The sequence below is a fragment of the Brevundimonas sp. genome, assembly GCF_035626535.1.
In the GTDB taxonomy this organism is placed as follows: Bacteria; Pseudomonadota; Alphaproteobacteria; order Caulobacterales; family Caulobacteraceae; genus Brevundimonas.
The window spans coordinates 12,925-36,917 of the sequence record NZ_DASPNO010000080.1 but is presented as its reverse complement, the minus strand read 5'-3'; the positions used below and the strand labels follow the sequence as shown (position 1 = coordinate 36,917).

The 23,993-nt window shown below is 69.9% G+C and carries 21 protein-coding genes; 8 read left to right on the top strand and 13 right to left on the bottom strand.

Annotated elements, in window-relative coordinates; all coding sequences use genetic code 11:
- From VEC04_RS12835 to tpiA, 3 genes are all read right to left on the bottom strand, one after another.
- The coding region (locus VEC04_RS12835; RefSeq protein WP_324777382.1) for a CTP synthase at window positions 1–1,235 on the bottom strand (1,235 nt) is incomplete at its 3' end.
- 89 nt (window positions 1,236–1,324) lie between these two features.
- Window positions 1,325–1,747, bottom strand: coding sequence for a preprotein translocase subunit SecG (secG, locus tag VEC04_RS12830; RefSeq protein ID WP_324777381.1), 423 nt, complete (start codon window positions 1,745–1,747; stop codon window positions 1,325–1,327).
- A gap of 90 nt (window positions 1,748–1,837) precedes the next feature.
- Window positions 1,838–2,590, bottom strand: coding sequence for a triose-phosphate isomerase (gene tpiA / locus VEC04_RS12825; RefSeq protein WP_324777380.1), 753 nt, complete (start codon window positions 2,588–2,590; stop codon window positions 1,838–1,840).
- 152 nt (window positions 2,591–2,742) lie between these two features.
- On the opposite strand from tpiA, the gene VEC04_RS12820 reads away from it, so the two are divergent.
- A complete protein-coding gene (locus tag VEC04_RS12820) occupies window positions 2,743–4,659 on the top strand; it encodes a peptidylprolyl isomerase (RefSeq protein ID WP_324777379.1) in 1,917 nt (638 codons plus the stop codon).
- Entirely contained in the window at window positions 4,656–6,158 is a 1,503-nt protein-coding gene (trpE, locus tag VEC04_RS12815; RefSeq protein ID WP_324777378.1) for an anthranilate synthase component I, read from the top strand. The genes VEC04_RS12820 and trpE overlap by 4 nt, the downstream gene beginning before the upstream one ends.
- On the opposite strand, the gene VEC04_RS12810 is transcribed toward trpE, so the two are convergent.
- Window positions 6,134–6,328: a peptidoglycan-binding protein gene (locus tag VEC04_RS12810; protein WP_324777377.1), complete on the bottom strand. Its 195-nt coding sequence runs from the start codon at window positions 6,326–6,328 to the stop codon at window positions 6,134–6,136. The two genes, trpE and VEC04_RS12810, sit on opposite strands and share 25 nt — an antisense overlap.
- 104 nt (window positions 6,329–6,432) lie before the next feature.
- On the opposite strand from VEC04_RS12810, the gene VEC04_RS12805 reads away from it, so the two are divergent.
- From VEC04_RS12805 to lexA, 4 genes are all read left to right on the top strand, one after another.
- Window positions 6,433–7,023: an aminodeoxychorismate/anthranilate synthase component II gene (locus VEC04_RS12805; RefSeq protein WP_324777376.1), complete on the top strand. Its 591-nt coding sequence runs from the start codon at window positions 6,433–6,435 to the stop codon at window positions 7,021–7,023.
- Between the two features lies 1 nt (window position 7,024).
- Window positions 7,025–8,059, top strand: a complete 1,035-nt coding sequence (trpD, locus tag VEC04_RS12800) for an anthranilate phosphoribosyltransferase (RefSeq protein WP_324777375.1) — start codon at window positions 7,025–7,027, stop codon at window positions 8,057–8,059.
- Window positions 8,060–8,061: 2 nt separating this feature from the next.
- On the top strand, window positions 8,062–8,850 hold the full coding sequence (gene trpC, locus VEC04_RS12795; protein ID WP_324777385.1) for an indole-3-glycerol phosphate synthase TrpC: 789 nt from the start codon (window positions 8,062–8,064) through the stop codon (window positions 8,848–8,850).
- Between the two features lie 593 nt (window positions 8,851–9,443).
- Window positions 9,444–10,136, top strand: a complete 693-nt coding sequence (gene lexA, locus VEC04_RS12790) for a transcriptional repressor LexA (RefSeq protein ID WP_324777374.1) — start codon at window positions 9,444–9,446, stop codon at window positions 10,134–10,136.
- A 66-nt stretch (window positions 10,137–10,202) separates the two neighbouring features.
- Here the strand turns inward: lexA and VEC04_RS12785 are convergent, their stop codons facing one another.
- Window positions 10,203–12,332 carry a ComEC/Rec2 family competence protein gene (locus VEC04_RS12785; RefSeq protein WP_324777373.1) on the bottom strand — a complete coding sequence of 710 codons (2,130 nt, stop codon included), beginning with the start codon at window positions 12,330–12,332 and terminating at the stop codon, window positions 10,203–10,205.
- Between the two features lie 28 nt (window positions 12,333–12,360).
- Here VEC04_RS12785 and gltX point away from each other — a divergent pair, with 28 nt between their 5' ends.
- Together gltX and gltA are read left to right on the top strand one after the other, a co-directional pair.
- A complete protein-coding gene (gltX, locus tag VEC04_RS12780; RefSeq protein WP_324777372.1) occupies window positions 12,361–13,785 on the top strand; it encodes a glutamate--tRNA ligase in 1,425 nt (474 codons plus the stop codon).
- A 67-nt stretch (window positions 13,786–13,852) separates the two neighbouring features.
- Complete coding sequence (gene gltA, locus VEC04_RS12775) at window positions 13,853–15,154, top strand: citrate synthase (protein WP_324777371.1); 1,302 nt, start codon at window positions 13,853–13,855, stop codon at window positions 15,152–15,154.
- Between the two features lie 66 nt (window positions 15,155–15,220).
- Here the strand turns inward: gltA and VEC04_RS12770 are convergent, their stop codons facing one another.
- From VEC04_RS12770 to bamA, 8 genes are all read right to left on the bottom strand, one after another.
- Complete coding sequence (locus VEC04_RS12770) at window positions 15,221–16,585, bottom strand: DUF6880 family protein (protein ID WP_324777370.1); 1,365 nt, start codon at window positions 16,583–16,585, stop codon at window positions 15,221–15,223.
- A 67-nt stretch (window positions 16,586–16,652) separates the two neighbouring features.
- The gene (gene lpxB / locus VEC04_RS12765) at window positions 16,653–17,822 is read right to left on the bottom strand and encodes a lipid-A-disaccharide synthase (protein ID WP_324777369.1); all 1,170 of its coding nucleotides are present in this window, start codon (window positions 17,820–17,822) and stop codon (window positions 16,653–16,655) included.
- A complete protein-coding gene (lpxI, locus tag VEC04_RS12760) occupies window positions 17,819–18,649 on the bottom strand; it encodes a UDP-2,3-diacylglucosamine diphosphatase (RefSeq protein ID WP_324777368.1) in 831 nt (276 codons plus the stop codon). The genes lpxB and lpxI overlap by 4 nt, the downstream gene beginning before the upstream one ends.
- Window positions 18,646–19,431: an acyl-ACP--UDP-N-acetylglucosamine O-acyltransferase gene (gene lpxA / locus VEC04_RS12755; protein ID WP_324777367.1), complete on the bottom strand. Its 786-nt coding sequence runs from the start codon at window positions 19,429–19,431 to the stop codon at window positions 18,646–18,648. The genes lpxI and lpxA overlap by 4 nt, the downstream gene beginning before the upstream one ends.
- A complete protein-coding gene (gene fabZ / locus VEC04_RS12750) occupies window positions 19,428–19,907 on the bottom strand; it encodes a 3-hydroxyacyl-ACP dehydratase FabZ (RefSeq protein ID WP_324777366.1) in 480 nt (159 codons plus the stop codon). Before fabZ ends, lpxA begins: the two co-directional genes overlap by 4 nt.
- Window positions 19,900–20,931 carry a UDP-3-O-(3-hydroxymyristoyl)glucosamine N-acyltransferase gene (gene lpxD / locus VEC04_RS12745; RefSeq protein ID WP_324777365.1) on the bottom strand — a complete coding sequence of 344 codons (1,032 nt, stop codon included), beginning with the start codon at window positions 20,929–20,931 and terminating at the stop codon, window positions 19,900–19,902. The genes fabZ and lpxD overlap by 8 nt, the downstream gene beginning before the upstream one ends.
- A gap of 1 nt (window position 20,932) precedes the next feature.
- Complete coding sequence (locus tag VEC04_RS12740; RefSeq protein ID WP_324777364.1) at window positions 20,933–21,511, bottom strand: OmpH family outer membrane protein; 579 nt, start codon at window positions 21,509–21,511, stop codon at window positions 20,933–20,935.
- A 36-nt stretch (window positions 21,512–21,547) separates the two neighbouring features.
- The gene (gene bamA / locus VEC04_RS12735) at window positions 21,548–23,974 is read right to left on the bottom strand and encodes an outer membrane protein assembly factor BamA (protein ID WP_324777363.1); all 2,427 of its coding nucleotides are present in this window, start codon (window positions 23,972–23,974) and stop codon (window positions 21,548–21,550) included.
- Window positions 23,975–23,993: the final 19 nt, after the last annotated feature.

Below are 23,993 nucleotides of genomic sequence, written 5' to 3'. Positions count from 1 at the left end.
GGCGCAAATTCGGTCGAGTTCGCGTCGGCGATGCCGCAGAGATTGCGCGCCGCCTCGATCACGGCCATCTGCATGCCGAAGCAGATGCCGAAATACGGCACGTTGCGTTCGCGCGCGAACTGCGCGGCGCGGATTTTTCCCTCGGCGCCGCGCTGGCCGAAGCCGCCCGGCACCAGGATGCCGTGCACGTGCTCCAGGAACGGCGCCGGGTCCTCCTTCTCGAAGATCTCGCTCTCGATCCAGTCGAGGTTGACGCGCACCTTGTTGGCGATGCCGCCGTGGTGCAGCGCTTCGATCAGCGATTTGTAGGCGTCCTTGAGGCCGGTATATTTGCCGACCACGGCGATGGTCACCTCCCCCTCCGGGTGGCGCATGATGCGGGTGATCTCGCGCCAGCTTTCCAGGTCCGGAGCCGGCGCGTTCGCCTCGCCGAAGGCGGCGAGCACCTCGCGGTCGAGCCCCGCCTCGTGATAGGCGACCGGCACGTCGTAGATGGAGACGACGTCGAGCGCCGGGATGACGGCGCTGTCGCGCACATTGCAGAAAAGCGCCAGCTTCTTGCGATCGGCGTCGGGGATCGGTCGGTCGGAGCGCACCAGCAAAATGTCTGGCTGGATGCCGATGGAGCGGAGTTCTTTGACGGAATGCTGCGTCGGCTTGGTCTTCAGCCCGCCGGCCGCCGCCACATAGGGCATCAGCGTCAGGTGGATGTAGACGCAGGAACGGCGCGGCAGCTCGTTGCCGAGTTGGCGGATCGCCTCGAAGAAGGGCAGCGCCTCGATGTCGCCGACGGTGCCGCCGATCTCGACCAGCACGAAGTCGACCTCCTCGCCCTCGTCGGTCAGGGCCGGGGTCAGGCAGAACTGCTTGATCTGGTCGGTGACGTGCGGAATGACCTGGACCGTCGCGCCCAGATAGTCGCCGCGCCGCTCCTTCTCGAGGATGGTCGAATAGATGCGGCCGGTGGTGATGTTGTCCGACTTCGCGGCCGAGACGCCGGTGAAGCGCTCATAGTGGCCGAGGTCGAGGTCGGTCTCGGCCCCGTCGTCCGTGACGAAGACCTCGCCGTGCTGATACGGGCTCATCGTGCCCGGGTCGACGTTCAGATAGGGGTCAAGCTTGCGCAGACGAACCTTGTAGCCGCGCGCCTGCAGGAGCGCGCCGAGGGCGGCGGAGGCGAGGCCTTTTCCCAATGAGGAAACCACGCCGCCGGTGATGAACACGTAACGGGCCATGGGGGATCACTCTACCGCCGATTCGGGCGGCGTAATGCGGAGACTATGAGGGCGGGAGAGGAAGGCGGGGATAAGGGCCCCGCCCACTCTTATTGCGCCGGAGCGGGCTGGGCCGGCGCCGGTTGGGCCGCGGGCGCCGAGCTGAGGAAGTCGTCCAGCGACGGGCCGGCCGGTTCGGCGGGCGTCGTGGCGGGCGCGGTCGCCGGAGTCGCAGCGCCGGTCGTCGTTTCGGCCGGGGCCGCAAGGGCGCCGACGGCGTCGCGATCGACGATCGACTGGTTCGAGCGGCTGATGTTGCCGACGATGGTCAGGCCGATGGCGCAGAGGAAGAAGGCCACCGCCAGCCACCAGGTCGTCACCGTCAGCAGGTTGCCGGCCCCACGGGCGGTCATGAAGCCCGACGGGCCGCCGCCCATGCCCAGCGCGCCGCCTTCGGAACGCTGAAGCAGGATCACGCCGGCGAGCGCGACCGAGATGAGGATCATGGCGACGAGGAGAATGGTCTGGAGCATGGCAGCCGATATGTGTGGCGCGAGGCCGCGCCGATCAAGCGGCGGCGTCTATCATTGATGAGGGACGGGAGCAAACGGGCGCTCGGACCCTCAGGCGGCGCGGATGATCGGCAGGAAATCCGCCGCCTTGAGCGAGGCGCCGCCGACCAGGGCGCCGCCGACCTCGGGCACGGCGAGGATGTCGCGGGCGTTGTCGGGCTTGACCGAGCCGCCGTAGAGGATGTGCGCGCCGGCGCTGCCGAGGCCAAGTCGCTCCAGCATGGCGGCGCGGACGGCCCGATGGATCTCCTCGATCTGCTCCAGCGTCGGGGTCAGGCCGGTGCCGATGGCCCAGACCGGCTCGTAGGCCACGGCGAACTCACCCCCCAGAACGGCCTGCGGCAGGGAATTCATCGCCTGGGTGCGCACGACCTCGACGGCGCGGCCCGCCTCGCGCTGCGCCAGCGTCTCGCCGACACAGATGATCGGGGACAGGCCCGCCCCGACCGCGGCCTCGGCCTTGGCGGAGACCAGCAGATCGGTTTCGCCGAATTCCTGACGGCGCTCGGAGTGGCCGACGATGACGAGCCTCGCTCCGGCGTCCTTCAGCATCGGCGCCGACACGCCGCCGGTGTAGGCGCCATGGGTCTCGGCCCGGCAGTCCTGGCCGCCGACCTCTATGGCGTGGCCCCGGACCGCGTCGGCCAGACGACTGATCAGGGTCGCGGGCGGGCAGATCGCCACCCGGCAGATCGCCGGCTCGGTGTGGAGCGCGGATTTCAGGTCATGGACGACGGCGTCGAGGTCGGCGGCGAGCCCGTTCATCTTCCAGTTGCCGGCGATCAGCTTCACGGATTGTTTCATCCGGCCTCTCTAGGCGGAGGTTTTCGCCAAGCCAAGCCGTCAGCGGGCCGTCAGGCGGCTTTGGGCGTCGCCATTGTCTTGCCGTGCTGGCCCGTCACCCCCTATAGGCCGAAGCGACTATCGTCGCCGCTTTCCGTCAGGACCGCTCGCCCATGATCTCCATCTTCCGCAATTTCGCGAAGTCCAAGCTCGCGATGGGCCTGCTGATCCTTACGGCGCTGGGCCTGCTGATCACCGGCGGCACCCAGACCGACATCCTGGGCAGCCTGCAGTCGCCCAAGGTCGTGCAGGCCGGCAACCGCAGCCTGAGCCCGGCGGAGTTCCGCACCGAGATGGACCGCCGTCTGGAGCAGCTCCAGGCCGAGCAGGGCCGCGCCATCACCTATGAAGAACTGCTCGCCCGGGCCCCGCTGGGCGCGATCCTCAAGGGGCGCGCCGAGGAGCTGGGCTTCTTCGCCTGGGCCTGGAAGGCCGGCATCCGCCCCGGCAACGAACTGGTCCTGCGCCAGATTCGCTCCTTCCCGGCCTTCTTCGATCCGGTCACCAACCAGTTCAGCGAGACGCTCTACCAAGGCAAGCTGACCGAGGCCAAGATGACGCCGGCCTTGCTGGAGCAGGAAATCCGCAACGATTACAGCCGCGCCCACTACGGGTCGGCGCTGGTCACCGGACTGCGCATGCCGCGCGTCTACGGGGCCCTGTACGCCAATGTGAACCAGCAGACCCGCGACGGCCGCTGGTTCGTCCTGACCCAGGCCATGGCTGGAACCGCGCCGACCCCGACCGACGCCCAGCTGACTTCGTTCATGAGCCAGAACGCCGCCGATCTGCGCATTCCGGAACTCCGTTCGGGCACGCTGGTGGTCTTCGCCAACCCGGCCGATCAGAATATCGAGATCAGCGAGGAGAAGATCCGCGCCCGCTACGAATTCCGCAAGGATACGCTGTCGCTTCCGGAACGCCGCACCTTCACCACCCTGACGGCGCCGACCCGCGCCGCCGCCGAGCGGATCGCCAACGCCCTCCGCGGCGGCCAGACCCCCGCCGCCGTCGGCCAGGCCAACGACCTGCAGCCGGCCAACTACACCGAGACTCCGCGCAGCGCGATCGGCGACCCGGCCGTGGCCGCGGCCGTGTTCGGCCTGGGCGTCGACGAGGTGTCGGCCCCCATCCAGGCCCGTGTCGGCTTCGTGGTCGCCAAGGTCACCGGCATCGCGCCGGGCCGGGAAGTGACGCTCGAGGACGCTCGCCAGCAAATCGTGGAAGAGCTGCGCGGACAGGAAGCACGGGGCGCCATCGCCCGCCGCGTGGAGGCTTTCGAAGCCGCTCGCCGCGCCGGCAAGAGCGTCGACGAGGCGGTGCGCGAGGTCGGCGCCCAGTCGGTCCCGATCCCCGCCGTCAGCCGCGAGGGCCGCAATCGCGAGGGGCAGCAGCTGAACGTCCCGGCCCAGGTGCTGGAGGCCATGTGGAGGCTGACCGAGGGCCGCGCCAATGAGCCGGTCGCCCTCGGCGAAGGCCAGTATTTCGTGGTTCGCGTCGACGACATCACGCCGGCCGCCATGCCACCGCTCGACGACGTGCGGGAGATGGTCACCCGGGCGTGGATCGCCCGCGAGAACGTGCGCCTGCTCTCGGCCCGCTCCGACGCGCTGACCGCGCGGCTGCGGGCCGGCGAGAACATCGCCGCCGTGGCCGCCTCGGTCGGGGCCACCCTCACGACCGAGACCGGCGTCAAGCAAGAGCAGGCCTCCGTGACCCGGCTGGGCCAGGGCGTCATGACCGGCCTGTTCAATGGACGCGCCGGGCAGGTCTTCTCCCAGCCGCAGAGCGAAAACAGCGTCGTCATCGGCCGGATCGACCGGATCAGCGCCCCAACCCCTGCCCTGGTGGCGGAAGAGGCGCAGCAGTGGCGGGCCCGTCTCGGCGCCGCGAGCGGCGATCCGCTGTTCGCCGCCGCCGTGGCCGCCGCCGCCGAGCGCATGAAGGCGACCTATGACGAGGACCTCGCCCGGCAGGCCTTGGGCGTCGAGGCGACGCCGGCGGCGCCGGGCGCGCCCGCCGGACGATGACTCCGGACGGCGGCTCGCCGTGGCCCGCCTTCGAGGCGGGCTGGGCCGCGGGCCGGGCGCAGGTCGTGGTGCGGCGGCTCGTCGACGACCTTGAGACGCCCGTCTCGGCCTTCCTGAAGGTCGGGCACGGCCGCACCCACGCTTTCCTGCTGGAGTCGGTCGAGGGCGGCGCGGTCAACGGCCGCTATTCGATCATCACCCGCGAGCCGGACGTGGTCTGGCGCTGCCGCGACGGCCGGGCGGAGCTGGCTCGCGGCAAGGGGGCGTTTTCGGCGGAGAGCCGCGACCCCCTCGCCTCGCTGCGCCAGCTGATCGCGGCCTCCCGGCTTGAGCTGCCGGACGACCTGCCGCCGATGGCCGCGGGCCTGTTCGGGGTGTTCGGCTATGACATGGTGCGGCTGCTCGAGCCGCTGGGCGCGCCCAATCCCGATCCGCTGGACCTTCCCGACGCTGTGCTGACGCGGCCGTCGCTGGTGGCCATCTTCGATTCGGTGAAGCATGAGATCGTGCTGGTCTCGGCGGCATATCCCGACGGCGGCGCGGCCGCCCGGGAAGCCTTCGCGGCGGCCCTGCTCCGGCTCGACGCGTTCGAGGCGGACCTGCGCCGGCCGCTGCCCGCCCTGCCCGCGCCGGTGGAGGCGGCCGCGCCGCCCTTCGCCTCACCGGTCGACGAGACGGCCTTCGGCGCGATGGTGGCCAAGGCCAAGGACTACATCGCCGCCGGAGACATCTTCCAGGTGGTGCTGAGCCATCGCTTCGCCGCGCCGTGGTCGGGCGATCCGTTCGCCTTCTACCGCTCACTGCGGCGGCGCAATCCGTCGCCGTATCTGTTCTTCCTCGATTTCGGCGACTTCCAGCTGGCCGGGTCGAGCCCGGAAATTCTGGTGCGCCTGAAGGACGGGCGGGTGACCATCCGGCCGCTGGCCGGCACCCGGCCGCGCGGCGAGACGCCCGAACAGGACCGGGCGCTGGAGGCCGAACTGCTGGCCGACCCCAAGGAGCGGGCCGAGCACCTGATGTTGCTGGATCTGGGCCGCAACGACGTCGGCCGGGTCGCCGCGCCGGGCACGGTCGAGGTCACGGAAAGCTTCAAGGTCGAGCGCTACAGCTCTGTGATGCATATCGTTTCCGACGTGCAGGGGCAGGCCGATCCGCGGCTGGACGCGGTCGATACCCTGCTGGCCGCCCTGCCCGCCGGGACGCTGTCCGGCGCGCCCAAGGTGCGGGCCATGGAGATCATCGACGAGCTGGAGAGCGAGAAACGCGGCGTCGGCTACGGCGGCGGAGTCGGCTATATCTCGGCCGGGGGCGAGGCGGACATCTGCATCGTGCTGAGGACCGCCCTGTTCGCCGACGGCAGGATCCACGTCCAGGCCGGCGCGGGGGTGGTCGCGGACAGCGACCCGACCGCCGAATACGCAGAGACTAAAGCCAAGGCCCGGGCGCCGATGGGCGCGGCGGAAGACGCCTGGCGCTATCCGTTCGGGAACAGGGGCTGAGCCACGGCCGGTTCCTCGAAGCGGATGCCGGGACCGAGCACCAGCACCCCGGCCATCATCACCGCGGCGGCGGCGGCGAGGCCGGCGGCGGCGAGCGCGGCCCACGGGTTGGCGCGTCGGGTCTGCGGCCTCAGCAGAACCCGCGCCTTGTCGATCGTCGTGCCGGCCATGCGAGCCCCTCCGCTGGAAACCCCAGTTCGCCCGATCGTGGTTAACGAAGACTTACCCGAGAGCCTGCTTGGCGCGGGACCAAGCACCGCCTAGAAGCCGAGGCATGATCCTCGTCGTCGACAACTACGACAGCTTCACCTGGAACCTGGTCCACTACCTCGCGGAACTGGGGGCGGAAACGCGCGTGGTGCGCAATGACGACCTGACCGCGGCCGAGGCGCTGGCGATGAAGCCCGACGCACTGCTGCTGTCGCCGGGGCCGTGCACCCCGAACGAGGCCGGCATCTGCCTGCCGTTGCTGGACACCGCGCCGCTGAACATGCCGATCTTCGGCGTCTGCCTCGGCCATCAGGCCATGGGTCAGGCGTTCGGCGGCGACGTCATCCGCGCCAAGAGCCTGATGCACGGCAAGACCTCGCCGATCGAGCACGACGGCCGCAGCGTCTTCGCCGGCCTGCCCTCGCCCTTCACGGCGACCCGCTATCACTCGCTGGCGGTGAAGCGGGAGACCCTGCCGGAGGCGCTGGAGGTCACCGCCTGGACAGCCGACGGCGAGATCATGGGACTGGCCCACAGGACCCGGCCGATCCACGGCGTGCAATTCCATCCCGAGTCGATCGCCACCGAGCACGGCCACGACCTGCTGGCCAATTTCCTCGACCTGGCCGGCATCAAACGCACGGCGATGGTCTGAGGTGGCGGACGGTTTCAAGCCCCTGCTGGCCAAGCTGGTCGACGGCCGCGTGCTGTCGGACGAGGAGGCGCACGCCTTCTTCGCCGCCTGCCTGAGAGGCGAGCCGACACCGGCTCAGGTGGCGGCCGCCGTGACCGCCCTGCGCATCCGCGGCGAGACGGTGGGCGAGATCGCGGCCTTTGCCAGCGCCATGCGCGAGGCGGCCCTGACGCTGGATCACCCGTACGACGTCATCGACACCTGCGGCACCGGCGGGGACGGCCAGCACACCTACAACATCTCCACCGCGGCCGCGCTGGTGCTGGCGGGCGCCGGACTGAAGGTGGCCAAGCACGGCAATCGGGCGCTGAGCTCGAAGTCGGGCTCGTCGGACGTGCTGGCGGCGCTGGGGGTCAATCTCGCGGCCACGCCGGCGCAGCAACTTCGCGCGCTCGACCGGGCCGGCATCGCCTTCCTGTTCGCCCCCGCCTACCACGGGGCCATGCGCCACGTCGGGCCGGTGCGGGCGGAGATCGGCTTCCGCACGGTGTTCAACCTGCTCGGGCCGCTGTCGAACCCGGCGTCGGCGAAGCGGCAGGTGATGGGCGTCTACGATCCCCGCCTGCTGGAGCCGCTGGCGGAGGTGCTGGGTCGGCTGGGGGCGGAGCGGGCGTGGACGGTGCATGGTCAGGGGCTGGATGAGCTGACCACCACGGGCGCGACCGAGGTAGCGGAGTGGAAGGACGGAGCGGTGCGCCGCTTCACCGTCACGCCGGAGGACGCCGGCCTGTCCCGCGCGGATATAGCCGACCTGCGCGGCGGCGACGCCGAGGAGAATGCGGCGGCGCTGGAGGCGCTGCTCGACGGGGCGAAGGGCGCGTATCGGGACGTGGTGCTGCTCAACGCGGCGGCGGCGCTGGTGGTGGGCGACCGGGCGGCCGATCTGGCCGAAGGCGCGGCGCTGGCGGCGGCGGTGATCGACGACGGCCGCGCGGCGCGGGCGCTCGCGGCTCTGGTCGAGGCGACGAATGCGCCGATCGAGGAAGAGCCGGCGTGACCATCGACGTGCTGGAGCGGATCGCCGCCTACAAGCGGGAAGAGGTTGCGGCGCGCAAGGTGGCGCTGTCGCAGGACGCCATCGAGACGCGGGCGCGGCAGGCGTCGGCGCCGCGGGGTTTCCGGGCCGCGCTGGACCGCCACGTCGAGGAGACCGGACGGCCGGCCCTGATCGCCGAGATCAAGAAGGCCAGCCCGTCGAAGGGACTGATTCGCGAGGACTTTGACCCGCCGGCGCTGGCGAGGGCCTATGAGCGCGGCGGGGCGACCTGCCTGTCGGTGCTGACCGACGGGCCGAGCTTCCAGGGCGACGACGCCTTTCTGGGCGCCGCGCGCGAGGCGACCGCCCTGCCCTGCCTGCGCAAGGATTTCCTCGTTGACCCGTGGCAGGTGGCCGAGAGCCGGGCGCTGGGGGCGGACTGCATCCTCATCATCCTCGCCATGATCGATGACGCGCTGGCCGCCGAACTGCTGGCGGAGGCGGAGCGGCTCGGCATGGACGCCCTGATCGAAACCCACGACGAGGCCGAGATGGCCCGGGCCTGCAAGCTGGGCGGCGACCTGGTCGGGATCAACAACCGCTCGCTACGGACCTTCGAGGTCGATCTGGAGGTCACCGAGCGACTGGCCATGCTGAGCCCGGTGCGGGCGTTGCTGGTGGCCGAGAGCGGCATCTTCACGCCTGACGACGTCGCGCGGGTGTCGGCGGCGCATGCCCAAGCCATCCTCGTCGGCGAGAGCCTGATGCGTCAGGATGACGTGGAGATGGCGACGCGGGCGTTGCTCGACTAACGTGTAGAACGTACCGCGCTAAGGGGAATCATGCGTGCTGCCTTGCTCGCCACAGCGCTCCTTCTAGGATCGGCGGCCACCGCATCTGCGGCCGATTTCCGCGTCATCGCCGAGACTCCCGAAGAGCTCTGGTTCATCGAACCGGCGGCAATCACAATCGACGAGAATGGACTTCGGCGCGCCCACATCTATCAAGCGGCTGAACGGGGACAGGTTCTCGGAGGAAGGACAGTGCGCTTCACGGACAAGCTGTTTGTCTTCGATTGCGATGCGGGGACCATCATCCGGAAGAGTTCATTTTCATGGACGAGAAGTTCGCGACAATCCGACGGGCGCCATTCCCCGAGGCCGAGGGACGAAGGGCGGACCCGAAGTCCACCTACGGGCGACTCATGGCGGCTGTCTGCCCGGCCGACGACCCACCGCCGGTACGGACGATCACGGCCGCGAACTGGATGGACGCGGCGGCTCGGCGCCGAGGCCCTCGCCGGACCGGTAACCAGACCTTAACCGGAACAGCACAGGAACACCTTGTGGACGTTTGCGGTTTGTTCCGCTAGCGTTCCCGAAACGGGATTCGCCCAGAGGTCTCCATGCTCACGCGCAAACAGCACGAACTGCTGATGTTCATCCACGAACGGATCAAGGAGACGGGCGTCTCCCCCTCGTTCGACGAGATGAAGGAGGCGCTGGATCTGGCGTCGAAGTCGGGCATCCACCGGCTGATCACGGCGCTGGAGGAGCGCGGCTTCATCCGGCGGCTGGCGCACAGGGCGCGGGCGCTGGAGGTGGTCAAATTGCCGGAGCAGGCCACGACGGGCGCGCCGCGCGGCCGGGCCGGGTTCACGCCGGGCGTCATCCAGGGCGGCGGGCGCCCCTCCGCCGCCGAGCCGGCCAACGACACGCGCGAGCTGTCGCTGATGGGCAAGATCGCCGCCGGCACGCCGATCGCCGCCATCGAGCACGAGCAGGCCCGCTATCCGGTGCCTGAGGCCATGCTGGGCGCCGGCGAACACTACATGCTCGAGATCGAGGGCGATTCGATGATCGAGGCCGGCATCCTCAACGGCGACCTGGTGGTCATCAAACGCGTCGACACCGCCTCGTCGGGCGAGATCGTCGTGGCCCTAGTCGAGGGCGAGGAGGCGACGCTGAAGCGGCTGCGCAAGAAGGGCGGCTCGATCGCCCTGGAACCGGCCAACCGCAACTACGAGACCCGCATCTTCGGACCCGACCAGGTCGAGGTGCAGGGCAAGCTGATCGGCCTCATCCGCCGCTATCACTGACGGGTCGCCGAGTCGTCCCGGCTCTTCGCTGCGGCCGGGATGACAAGACATGCGCCTGTTCCCTTGTCATCCCGGAAACGGCGTAGCCGTTATCCGGGACCACGGCCGGTCGCCGCGCACCTCAGCCGACCAGACCGCGCGCCAGCGGTTGGCCGCCGCCGGGCCGTCCCGCCACAACTCCACCGCCCCGCCGCGGGCGTAATCGATGCCGTCCAGCACGAGCCGCCCCTCACATGACGCCGGCAGAACGGGGACCGGGGCGCGGACGCTGACCACTGGCGCGGCCCGGCACAGGGCGTCCAGCTGCTCCGCCGACGGCGCGCGACGACCCCACCACAGGGCGAGCGGCCCCGCCGCGGGCGCCGCGGGCGCGCAGGAGAAGCGGGTGCAGGTCCAGTTCTCCTCCGGCGGCTCGATCGGGGTGACGCCGCGCCGCCGGGACCAGACATCCACCGCGAACTGGCGCACGCCGGGACGGGCGACGACCGCCTGGCCGGCCACGACCCAGGCGGCGTTCGTGCCGCCGTCGCCGATCCAGAGATCCGGCGCGGGCGGGCGGGGCCAGATCATCACCGCCGCCGCAAACGGCAGGCCGATCCAGCGCAGCCGTCCCCGCCACAGGCAGCAGAACAGCACGCCGAGGAAGGCGATGGGCAACACATAGTCCGGCGCGCTGGCCACCGTCCGCACCGCGCCGGGCAGGCTCGCCGTCCAGGCGCCGATGGCCAGCATCAGTTCGATGCCCCTCGCCGCCAGCCACAGGAAGGGCGCCCCCAGCCCGAGAGGCTCCAACAGGGCGCCAAGCGCCAGCGCCGGCATGATCAGAAAGTCGGAAACCGGGGCCGTCGCCAGGTTGGCGGCCAGCCCGTACATGGCCGTGCGGTTGAAATGCTGCATCGCGAACGGCCCCGTCGCCGCGCCCGCGACGAGGCTGGCGAGGATGGCGGCGCCGATCCACGCGCCGGTGCGCTGGACGATCAGGATCGGCAGGGGCGCCGATATCTCGCGCGGACGGCTCGGCCAGGCCTCGACCAGCGCCACCAGGGCCGCGGTGGCGGCGAAGGACATCTGGAAGCCCGGGGTGACGATCGCCTCGGGCTGCAGCAGCAGCACCACGAAGGCGGCCACCGCCAGCGCGTGCATGGTGATGGCCTGCCGGTCCAGCAGGATGGCGATGAAGGCGATCGAGGCGGTGATGGCGGCGCGCTCGGCCGGCGGCGGATGGCCGGAGACCACCAGATAGGTCCCGACCGCCACGAGGCCCGCCCAGGCCGCCACCTTCTTGCCGGGCACCCGCAGCGCCAGCCACGGCCAGGCGGCGACCAAAAGGCGCACGAGGAAGAAGGCGAAGCCGCCGACCACGGCCATGTGCAGACCGGAGATCGACAGGATGTGCGCCAGGCCGGAATCGCGCATCACATCGACGTCCGCCGGATCGAGCCACGCCTCGTGGCCCGTGGTCATGGCGGCGGCGACGCCCCCGGCGCGCTCGCCCTGCCGCGCTACGATGCGTTTGGCCAGATCATAGCGGACGCCGTTGACCCACATGGCCGCGCGCAGGCTCCACGGCGGTTCGGGCAGAAAGGCGGGCCGGACCTCGCCCAGTCCGAAGGCCACCCCGCCCATCGACTGGAAGAATGCGTTGCGGCCGAAGTCGTAGGCCCCGGGGCTGGCGGGCGCGGGCGGCGGATTGAGGATGGCGAACAGGCGCACCGCCTGCCCCGGCTCGGGCGCGGCCCCCCGCACGGTCGCGCGCAGGCGCACCGGCGTGTCCTCCGGCGCGAGGCCGTCGATGCGGACCGGGGCGATGACCACGCGCGGGCCGGCGGCGCCCGGGCTGTCGACATCGACGACCCACCCCTCGACCACGGTCGGTTCGCTCATGGCCGGTGCTATCGGGGCCGCAACGGCGTCGGTGCGCAGCTTGGCGACGGCGATCCCGAGGGCGAAACAGGCCAGCAGCATCAGCGGCAAGGTCCACATCCGGCTCCGCTGCAGCCGCCGGGCGCCGAGCCAGGCCGCGGCGGCCAGAGTAGCGCCGGCGAGCAGCGGCCACGCGGCAGGCTCGGTCTTCAGCGAGAAGTAGACGGCGCAGCCGCCGCCCAGCGCCACCGGCGCCCACAACCGCCAGCGCAGCGCCTGCAGCGCCCATTGAGCCTGCAGAAATCCCGCCAGACGCGCGCGGAGGCTGGGCATAGCCGGAAGCGGCGGTATAACGCCCGCCATGACCTCCCCGCCCACTTCCGCGCCCGAAGTCGTCACCCGCTTCGCCCCCTCGCCGACCGGCTTCCTGCACATAGGCGGCGCTCGCACGGCGCTTTTCAACTACCTGTACGCCCGCCGGCACAACGGCCGGTTCCTGGTCAGGGTCGAAGACACGGATCGCGAGCGATCGACCGAGGCGGCGGTCAAGGCCATCTTCGACGGCCTGAGCTGGCTGGGCCTGTTCGCCGACGACGAGCCGGTGTTCCAGTTCTCCCGCGCCGAGCGGCACCGCGAGGTGGCGAATGTTTTGCTCGAGACCGGCCACGCCTACCGCGATTTCCTGACCGCCGAGGAGACCGGCGCCCTGCGCGACGCCGCCAAGGCCGAGGGCCGCACCTTCGAGTCCCCGTGGCGCGACCGCACCCCGACCGTCGACGATCTGGCGAAGCCGCACACCGTGCGCTTCCGCCGGCCCGCCGACGCACCCGTCGTGGTCGAGGACGCCGTGCAGGGACCGGTGCGCTGGGAGTCGGCCTCGCTGGACGACCTCGTCATCCTGCGCTCCGACGGAGCCCCGACCTATAATCTGGCCGTGGTGGTCGACGACCACGACATGGGCGTCACCCATGTGATCCGCGGCGACGACCATCTGAACAACGCCGGGCGCCAGAGCCTGATCTACGACGCGCTCGGCTGGACCCGGCCGACCTTCGCCCATATCCCGCTGATCCACGGCCCCGACGGGGCCAAGCTGTCGAAACGACACGGGGCGCAGGCGGTGCACGAGTACGCCGAGATGGGCTACCTGCCCGAGGCCATGCGCAACTACCTGGCGCGGCTGGGCTGGGCGCATGGCGACGACGAGCTGTTCTCCGACGCCCAGGCCATCGCGTGGTTCGATTTGCCTGAGATCGGCCGGGCCCCGGCACGGCTGGATTTCGACAAGCTGGCCCACGTCAACGCCCACTGGATCCGGCTGGCCGACGACGACCGGCTGGCCAAGCTGACACTCGACGTGCATCTGGCGCGCGGCCATGCGCTCGGCCCGGACGACGAAGCGCGGCTGGCGCGGGCCATGCCGTTCGTGAAGGACCGGGCGAAGACCACGCTGGAACTGGCCGACCAGACGGCTTTCGTCCTGAAGAAGCGGCCGATCGCCATCGAACCCAAGGGTCTCGCCCAGCTCACCGGCGAGGCCGCCGGACGGATTGGACGGCTGCGCGACCGGCTGGCCCTGTTCGAAAGCTGGGACGTGTTCGCGCTCGAGGCCGAGCTCAAGGCTTTCGCCGAGGAAGAGGCCGTTGGTTTCGGCAAGATCGGCCCGGCCGCCCGGGCCGCGCTGACCGGCGGTTCGGCCTCACCGGACATCGCGAAAACTTTGGCGGCGCTGGGGCGGGAAGAGAGCCTCGGCCGTTTGAATGATGCGCTGCAACAGACTATCTGACTTTCATAGCGAAACCACGACCCGCCGCCTCCCCCGTGCGAGGCCGCTGTCTGATCAAGGGGCCCATATGACTGAACTCGCCAAACCTGCCGGCTCGGCCACTCTCACCTACGGCGACAAGTCCGTGGAACTGCCGGTGCTGGCGGGTTCGACCGGGCCCGACGTGATCGACATCCGCAAACTGTACGGGGCGACCGACGCCTTCACCTACGACCCCGGCTTCACTTCGACGGCCGCCTGCGAAAGCGCCCTGACCTTCATCGACGGCGACAAGGGCGTGCTGCTGCACCGCGGCTATCCGATCGACCAACTGGCCTCGAAGTCGAACTTCGTCGAGGTCTGCCATCTGCTGCTGCACGGCGAACTGCCGACAGCCTCCGAATACGAGGCTTTCGAGCGCAACATCACCATGCACACGATGCTGCACCAGCAGTTCGACCGCTTCTTCGAGGGCTTCCGCCGCGACGCCCATCCGATGGCGATCATGGTCGGCACGGTGGGGGCGCTGTCGGCCTTCTACCACGACAGCCTGGACATTCATGATCCGGTGCAGCGGAACATCTCGGCCATCCGCCTGATCGCCAAGATGCCGACCATCGCCGCGCGGGCCTACAAGTACCACATCGGCCAGCCCTTCGTTTCGCCGCGCAACGACCTGAACTACGCCGAGAATTTCCTGCGCATGTGTTTCGCCGTTCCGGCCGAGGACTATGAAGTCAATCCGGTGCTGGCGCGGGCCATGGACCGCATCTTCATCCTCCACGCGGACCACGAGCAGAACGCCTCCACCTCGACGGTGCGGCTGGCCGGGTCGTCGGGCGCCAATCCGTTCGCCTGTATCGCCGCCGGCATCGCCTGCCTGTGGGGCCCGTCGCATGGCGGGGCCAACGAGGAGGCCCTGAACATGCTCAGGGAGATCGGCACCCCGGACCGCATCCCCGAGTTCATCGAGGGCGTGAAGGCCAAGAAATACAAGCTGATGGGCTTCGGCCACCGGGTCTACAAGAACTACGACCCGCGCGCCAAGGTGATGAAGGAGAGCGCCGACGAGGTGCTGGAGGCGGTCGGCGACAAGAACGATCCGCTGTTCCAGGTCGCCAAGGAGCTGGAGCGGATCGCGCTCAACGACGAGTATTTCATCGAGCGCAAGTTGTTCCCGAACGTCGACTTCTATTCCGGCATCACCCTGTCGGCGATGGGCTTCCCGACCTCGATGTTCACCGTGCTGTTCTCGCTGGCCCGCACGGTCGGCTGGATCGCCCAGTGGCAGGAGATGATCGGCGATCCGACCCAGAAGATCGGCCGCCCGCGTCAGCTCTACACCGGGCCGACCGAACGCGACTTCGTGCCGATCCAGCAGCGGGGCTGAAGCCGCTACACGCAACAGCAAACGGCGCCGGGGCAACAGCTCCGGCGTCTTTCGTTTGCAGCCCGCCTACCAGCATCGGCGTCTCGTCGCGGTCAGGGCTTGCAGTTCGGCCACGAACGTCGCGTGGTCCCTGACCATCGGGTCCTCGTCCGCGCCCGAAGCGAGCGCCTCCGCCTCCGCGACGAGTCCCTGGACCTCGTCGGTCGTTCCCGCCCCGAGAGCGGCCAGCGCCTTCGCGCGGGCCCGCAGCAGCAGAACGGCGGCGAGCGGATAGCGGCCCGCCAGCCGCGAGGCCCACAGGGGAACGTCATCGTGACCGCCCCTGATCTCGCCGGCGCGCGCCATGATCACGGCTGAGGCTTCGCGCGGGGCCGGCCACGTCATCAGAAACGCGAGGCCGCGCATCGCGTCGGGGTGAGTCGCGGCGAGTCCGAACGCCCGGTCGAGGGCCACGACGTCCTCGAAATCGGGCAGACGGGTGAGGAATGTTCTCAGGTCGTCGGCGGACAGCGTGCGCTCGAAGCGGGCCCATCGCGCTTCGTCGGCTTCCTCCCGGCGCCCTTCGGCCTCGAGAACGGCGATCTCGGCGGAGGACCACGCATCGGGCGGCGGTGCCGGCTCGCCCGCCCGTCCCCAGCGACTCTTCGGGACGGCGGCGGGCCGTGAAGCCTCAAGTGCGTCGCGCGCCTCTTTGGCGCGTCCGGCCAAGGCGAGCCGGCGGGCGATCTCGGCCCCGATCTCCGGCTTGGGGGCGTCGTCGTCGGGGATCGAATGAATCCAGGCGTCGAGATCGCCGCCCCGGTCCGCCAGCTTGCGCACGACCAGCGCCAGCCGCCCGGTCGGCTTCGGCCCGTGCGACAGGTCCGCGAGAAGCCGTCGGGCGAGGGCCGGGTCGAGGGCATGAGCGCCCCGTCCGACCCACGCCGCCCATTGATTGAGCCGCGTCGACAGGGCCTCGGCGAGAACGGGCGCCGCAACATCCGGTCCGGCCGCCGAGGCCACCGCCGCGAGATCGACGGCGGCGGCGTCGAACAGCAGCGGCAACTCTCCCTTGGCGTCGCTGACCCGCACGCTCAAGGCGGGATACAGGTCGAACCACGCCACCAGCCTGTCGAGCGCCAGCCGCACGTCGAGGGGCGCCAGCCGGTCGCAGATGATCCGCAGCAGGGAGCGCAGGTCGTTGATCAGGGCCGGGCGCTTCCGCCACGACACCCGGGTCCGGCTGGCGGCGAGGGCGGTCAGCCGCTTGTCGATCTCGAAGGCGAGGTCAGCCGCGCCCACGTCGGCGGCCAGTTCCATGCGCAGCCGCCGCTTCAGACCGGCGTCGGCCGCCGCGGCCTCGATCAGAAGGTCGGCGAGGCGTTCCGCGCCCAGCGCCGCCAGGTTCAGGGCCGAAACCGTCTTCTTCGCCGCCGAGGGTCGCTTCGCCATCCGTCCGTGAACCGTTGCCCTGAGACCAGGGATCCCATCCCAACGCATGAGCGGGCGCCGTGTGCGACTAGCGGCCTTCCTTCGCTGCGATGACCCGCAGCACCGCATCCGCCGCGGTCTCCGACGGATCGCGACCGTCCCGGCCCATCCGGTCCAGCGCCGCCGTCTGCCGGGCCGCCTGATGGGCTCGGGCCTCCGGGTCGGACAGCAGGCGTCCAACCTCGGCGGCGAGCTTCTCCGGCGTGGCGTCGTTCTGGATCAGCTCCTTCGCGATCTCCTCGTCCGCCGCGTGGTTGAACAGGGTCGCGTATTTGCCGGTGAAGAACGGCTTCATGATCGCGTAGCTGAGCGGCTGGAAGCGGTAGGAGATCACCATCGGTGCGCCTGCCAGCGCCAGTTCGGTGGAGACCGTCCCGCTGGTCGCCAGGGCCACGGTGGCGGCCTTCATGGCGGAGTATTTCTCCGATTCCGGGACGAGATGGGCGCGGAACGGCCAGGCGGCGACCTCGGCGGTGACCAGGTCGGCCACGGTCCCGGCGGCCACGACGGCGACCTCCAGGGTGGGGTCGGCCCGCTTCAGCCGGGCCACGGCGGCCTCGTAGACGGGCGTCATGAGGCGAATCTCGGACGGGCGGCTCCCGGGCAGGACCAGTAGCAGGGGCGCCTCGGCGGCGATGCCGCGCGAAGCCCGGAAGCCGCCTGGGTCGGCCCCGCTCATGTCCACGTGCAGCGCCTGCGAGCCGACGACCGTGGTCGCCAGTCCCTCGCGTTCGAACCACGGCGCGTCGAAGGCATAGAGGGCCAGCAGGTGGTCGACGGAGTCGGCCAGCGTCCTGGCCCGGCCGGGACGCGAGGCCCAGACCTGAGGACCGACGTATTTGATCAGCGGCACACCGGGCAGGACCGCCCGGATCGCCTTGGCCACCCGGATGGTAAAGCCCCAACTGTCGACCAGCACGACGGCGTCCGGCCGCTCGGCCACCGCCAGCGCCGCGGTGTCGGCAACCCGCCGCTTGACGACGCGATAGGCCTTGAGTCCCTCGAGCCAGCCGAGCACCGACAGGTCGGCGATGTCGAACGGACTTGCGACGCCGACCTCGGCCATACGCGGACCGCCGACGCCGACGAAGACCACGTCGTCCCCCAGCCGGGCCTTGAGCGCCCTGGCGAGCCCCGCGCCGAGCACGTCGCCCGAAGCCTCGGCGGCGACGAGCATAACCTTGAGCGGACGGCTCACCGGGTCTCGCCCCAGACGAACAACCCCAACCGGTCGGCGGCCTCGACGATGGCGGAATGGTCGATGAGGATCAGCTTGCCCGCCACGCCGCCGATCCCGGCCAGCCCGGCGGCCGCGGCCAGCTCGACCGTCTGCGCCCCCATCACCGGCATGTCGACCCGCAGGTCCTGGATCGGCTTGGGCGCCTTGCCGAGCGCGCCCTTGCGGGCCGCCGCCGAGCCCCGCAGGTCGGCCGGAAGCCCCGCGACGCGGGCCAGCATGGCGTCAGTGCCCTCCTGCGCCTCGACCGCGAGCACCAGGCCGTCGCACACGACCGCGCCTTGACCGATGTCGAGTTCCCCCGCCTTTTCCGCGACATGCAGCGCCTTCTTCAGGTCCTGCAGCTGTTCCTGCGTCGGCATGATCGCGCCCAGCGCTCCCGCCGGCATCGTCTCGCCGCCGAGAATGTCGTCCGCGCCCTCAATGGCGTAGCCCTCGCCTTCGAACACCGAGAGGATCTTGCGCAGCAGGGCGTCGTCGCCCTTGGCCGCCTCGGCGATGATGCCCGGCAGCAGGGTCATGCCCTTGAAGTCGGGCTTCAGGCTCTTGAAGTCGGGGCGGTTGACCGTGCCGGCGAAGCAGACGGCGTCGCAACCGGCCTTCTTCAGGGCCGAGAGCACCCGGCCGATCTCGGCCATGCCGGCGTCGACGCCCGGGTAGCGGGCCAGATGGGGATCGGCGAACCCGGCCAGCCGGATCACAAACACCGGCCGCCCCTCGGCCTCGCAGCGGGCGGCGACGGACAGCGGCAGGGCTCCGCCGCCGGCGATCAGGCCCAGCTTGCTCATTCGCCCGGCAGGCAAAGCGGACGTTTGCCGTCCTCGCGGATGAAGACCACGATCTCCATTATCTCGGGCAAATCGGCGTACTCAGTCGCCGCCGCGTCAACCCGGTCGGCGAAGGTCCCCTGCCCTTCGAACAGGTCGCGGTAGGCGGCCAAAAGCCGGCGGATGGCGTCCTTGCCGTAGCCCTTGCGCTTGAGCCCGATCAGGTTGAGGCCGTGCAGCCGCGCGTGGTTCCCCCAGGCCGAGCCGTAGGGAATGACGTCGCGGGTCACCGCCGCCAGCCCGCCGACGATGGCGCCCTGCCCCACCCGGCCATTCTGGTGCACGGCGCAAAGCCCCCCGAGGAAGACCTTGGAGCCGATCCGGGCGTGGCCGCCGAGGGTGGCGTTGTTGGCCATGACCACATTGTCGCCGACCACGGAGTCATGACCGATGTGGGCGCCGGTCATGAAGAGGCCGTTCGAGCCCACCCGGGTGACGCCCGCGCCCTGGGGCGTGCCGCGGTTGAAGGTGCAGTGTTCCCGGATGAGATTGTCGGCGCCGATCTCCAGCGTGACCGTTTCGCCCTTGTACCCGCCGTGCTGCGGATCGCCGCCGATGACGGCGAAGGGATGAATGACCGTGCGGGCGCCCACCGTGGTGTCCTGCTGGATCACCACATGACTGACCAGACGCACGCCCTCGTGCAGGGCGACGCCGGGGCCGATGACGCACCAGGGGCCGATCTCGACGCCGTCCGCCAGCTTCGCGCCCGCATCGACGATGGCGGTGGGATGGAGGCTCACGTCGCGGCCGGCTGGTCGAGGGTGACCATCATGGCGGCGAAGTCGGCCTCGGCGGCCAGCTTGCCGTCGATGAAGGTCTCGCCGCGGAATTTGAAGATGTCGCCGCGCTGTTTCGTCACCACCACCTTCATGCGCAGCTGGTCGCCGGGGCGGGCCGGCTTGCGGAAGCGGACGCCGTCGATCGACATGAACATGATGATCTTCCCCTCGACCGTGACGTCCATGGTCTTGGACATCATCAGCGCGCCGGTCTGGGCCATGGCCTCGATGATCATGACGCCGGGCATCACCGGATCGATCGGGAAGTGGCCCGGGAAAAATGGCTCGTTGTGGGTGACGTTCTTGATGCCGGTGATCGAGGTTCCCGACACGAAATCCTCGGCCTTGTCGACAAGGAGGAAGGGATAGCGGTGCGGCAGGCGCCGCATCACCTCGGCATAGTCGATGATCCCCCCGGCTCCCGTTTGGTCAGTCATTCCCGCTGTTCCCTGCGCGCGCCTTTCCGGACGCCTGTTTGGCGAGCCAGACCGCTTCACGCAAGAACTGTCGGAGAGGTTTCGCCGGATACCCCGACCAGGTCTCGCCCGAGGGAATATCCTGCAGGACGCCGGCGCCGGCCGCGACCCGGGCGCCGTCGCCGATGCTGAGGTGGTCGCCCACGCCCGCCTTGCCGCCGAACATGACGCCGTCGCCGACCGTCACCGAGCCCGACAAGCCTGTCTGCGCCGCCATCAGGCAGTTGCGCCCGATCACGCAGTTATGGCCGATCATGCAGAGGTTATCGATCTTGGTGTTCTCGCCGATCACCGTATCGTCATAGGCCCCGCGGTCGATGCAGGTGTTGGCGCCAACGCTGACGCCGTCCTGCAGGATCACCCGGCCCAGCTGGGGCACATCGACCGGACCGGTGCGCGACCCGGCGGCGCCGAACCCGGGTTCGCCGATGCGCGCGCCGGACAGCAGACGGACCCGGTCGCCGATCAGGGCGAAGCCGATGGTGACATTGGAGCCGACAATGCTGTCGCGGCCGATCTGCACGCCGGGGCCGATGACGGTGTTGGCCCCGATCCGGCTACCGCGGCCAATTCGGGCGCCGGCGCCCAGCACCACCCCCGGCCCGAGCACGACGGTCTCGTCCTCCACCGCCTCTTCAGCCGGAGCGGGACGGATCAGGGCGATGGGGCGGTGGAACAGCAGCGACGCCCGGGCCCAGGCCGCCTGGGCCTCTCCCGAGACGATGACGGCGGCGCCGGCGGGCGCCGACCCGACGGCGGACGCCGGAACGATCACGCAACCGGCGGCGGACTCAGCCAGCGCCGAAAGGAAGCGGCGGTCGCCGAGGAAGGCGACATCGCCCGCCGCGGCGGTCGCCAAAGGCGCGACGGCGGAGACCTTTCGGTCCCCGCCGCGCGAGACTTCGCCGCCGATCCGGCCCGCGAGCTCGCCGACCGTCAGGGCCGGCAGCTGCTCGAAGAACCGCCCATCGGGGCCTCGGCCCATATTACTGGGCCGGCTGGGCCGGAACCGCCATCCGCGAGAAGGCCGGCAGTGTCGGCAGGGCCGCGTTCAGGCGCTGGATCGCCATTTCGGTCAGGTCCATCTGCGGGTTGGCGCGCATCACGGCGTCGGCGCTCAGCAGAATGCCGCAGCCCCGCTCGGCGTAGAGCGTGCCGAGGATGGGGTCGACCGCCTGGCCGATCTGCTGCTGCTGATAGGCCAGGGTGTAGCGCAGTTCCCCGGTGCGGGTCTGGCGCAGGGTCTCGAACTCGCGATAGCGGGTCTCGAGCGCCTGGGCGCGCTGCTGCAGCTGATCCTGCGGGATCGAGGCCTGGCCCTGCTGCAGGGCCTGACCTTCAGTCTGGATATACTGCTCGTACGGGCCGAGTTCAGCGGTCACTTCCTGTTGCAGGCGTTGCAGGCCGGCGACGAGAGACTGGCCGGCGGTCGACTGGGCCATCAGGCGGTCGTGGTGGTAGATGCAGACGCCCGGGACGACGGGGCCGAAATTCTGGTCCTGGGCGGCGGCGGCCGAGCCGGCCAGCGTGGCGAGGGCGAAAGCGCCGAAAGCGAGGGTTTTCATGGGTATGCCTTTGAGCGGGCCCCGGGGGCCCGTCGGTTAGAACTGGGTTGAGGTCGAGAAGCGGAAGGTTTCGGTCTTGTCGTAGTCTTCGCTGCCGAGAATTGTGCTGAGGTCGAAGCGGATCGGGCCCATGGGCGAACGCCAGTGGATGCTGACCCCCGCGGAGGCGCGCAACGCCAGATCGTCGACGATACGGGTGTTGGGATTGCCGTTGGCGTCGACGGTGTAGCGCTCGTCCAGCAGTCCCACGGTTCCGACGTCGGTGAACAGCGACGTCCGGATGCCGTACTCTTCCGGCAGGCCGTTCGGGACCGTCAGCTCCATGGTGCCGATGACGTAGAAATTGCCGCCGAGCGCGTCGGTGGTCAGGACGTCGCGCGGCCCGATGCCGGCGGTTTCGAAGCCGCGGAAGCTGTTGCCGCCCTTGAAGAACCGGTCGTTGATCCGGATCGGATCGCCGCCCCAGCCGGACACATAGCCGGTCGAGGCCGAGGTGCTGACCACCCAGTCAGGGGTGATGCCCCAGTAGGCGGAGATTTCGGCTTCGGTCTTCACGTAGTTCACATCGCCGCCGAGACCGGCGAAATCCTGGATCAGGCGGCCGGTCCAGCCCCGCGTCGGACGGATCGGGTCGTTCCGCCGATCGACGAACAACGTGTAGCCCGCCGAGGAGTTCAGGAAGGAGCCGACCTGGTCGCACAGGGCGTTGGTCCCGCCGCCGAGGCCGTTGCAGAAATTATTCGGAACGATGATCTCGTCCGCCTTCAGGAAGTAGCGGGTGCTGAGCAGGGTGTAGGCGTTCAGCGGATAGGACAGGCGCACGCCGCCGCCCGTCGAGCGGTAGTCGTATGACGAATACTCGCTGAGATCGTAGCGCGAATGGAAGGCGTCGAAGCCGGCCCGCAGGTCGCGGCCGAGGAATTTCGGCTCAGTGAAGCGGAAGTCGATCTGCTGGCGCAGCGAGCCCCACTCGACCCGGGCGACGACGTTCTGGCCGCGGCCGCGGAAGTTCCGCTCGGTGACACCCAGGTTGACGACGAAGGAGTCGACGGAACTGAAGCCGGCGCCGACGGACAGTTCGCCGGTCGGCTGTTCCTGGACGGTGACGTTGACGACCGAGCGGTCGGGGGCCGAGCCCCGGGCTTCCTCGACCGTCACGTCCTTGAAGAAGCCCAGGCCGCGCAGATTGTTACGCGAGCGCTCCAGCAGGGTGCGGTTGAAGGCGTCGCCCTCGGTCAGCATCATCTCGCGGCGGATGACGTTGTCGAGCGTGCGGGTGTTGCCGATGATGTTGATGCGGTCGACGTAGACGCGCTGGCCCTCGCGGACGTTGAAGGTCACGTCGACGGTGTCGGTCTCGGGGTTGGCCCGGTAGGTCGGATCGATCTCGACGAAGGCGTAGCCGGCGGAACCGGCCGCGAAGGTCAGGGCGTCGACCGCCGCCTCGATCTTGTCGCTCTCGTACAGCTGGCCGGTGCGGATCGGCAGCAGCAGCTTGAGGAATTCGGGGTTCAGCCGGTCGTTCTCGGTGACCACGTCGACCGTTCCGAAATTGTAGCGGTCGCCCTCCTCGACGGTGATGGTGATGCCGAAGGCGCTGTCGTCCGGAGCCAGTTCGGCGATCGCCGACAGCACGCGGAAGTCGTAGAAGCCGCGGTTGGTGTAGAATTTCCGCAGCTGTTCCCGATCGTAATCAAGGCGATTGGGATCGTAGTTGTCGTTGGACCCGAAGATCTGCCACCACTGCGAACGCTTGGTGACCATGACCTCCTGCAGATCGCCGTCCGAGAAGGCGGTGTTGCCGAGGAAGGTGATGGCGCGGACGCCGGTCTCCGGGCCCTCGTTGATCTCGAAGATCACGTCGACACGGTTCTGCTCCAGCTGGACAAGCTTGGGCGTCACGGTGGCGGAGATGCGGCCCGACAGGCGGTAGAGCTCGACGATCTTCCCGACGTCTTCCTGGACCTTGGCGCGGGTGTAGATGCCGCGGGGCGCCAGGGTGACCTCCTCGCGCAGCTTCTCCTCGCCGATCGCGCCGTTCCCCTCGAACACGACCTGGTTGATGATGGGGTTCTCGACGATCTCGACGATCAGGTCGCCGTTCGGCTGCACGCCCAGCTGGACGTCCGCGAACAACTGGGTGCGGGTCAGGGTGCGGACCGCGACGTCCAGCACGGCCGCGTCGACGGTGTCGCCCGGCTGGATCGGCAGGTAGGACAGGACCGTGGTCTGGTCGATGCGCTGGTTTCCGCGCACGAGGATGCGGTTGATGACCGCGCGCTCCACCTCCTGGGTCTGCTGGGGCGGAGCGGCCTCGGCCGTCGGTACGGCCTGGGCCGGCTGCGGGGCCGGAGCCGTCTGGGCCAGCGCGGGACCCGCCAGGCCGGCGGCCACGGCGAGGGCCAGCAGGCTCGGGCTCAGGCCACGGGCGAAACGAAGGGCGGACGCGTCTTGTCGGATCATGCGGGAAACCATCGGGGGC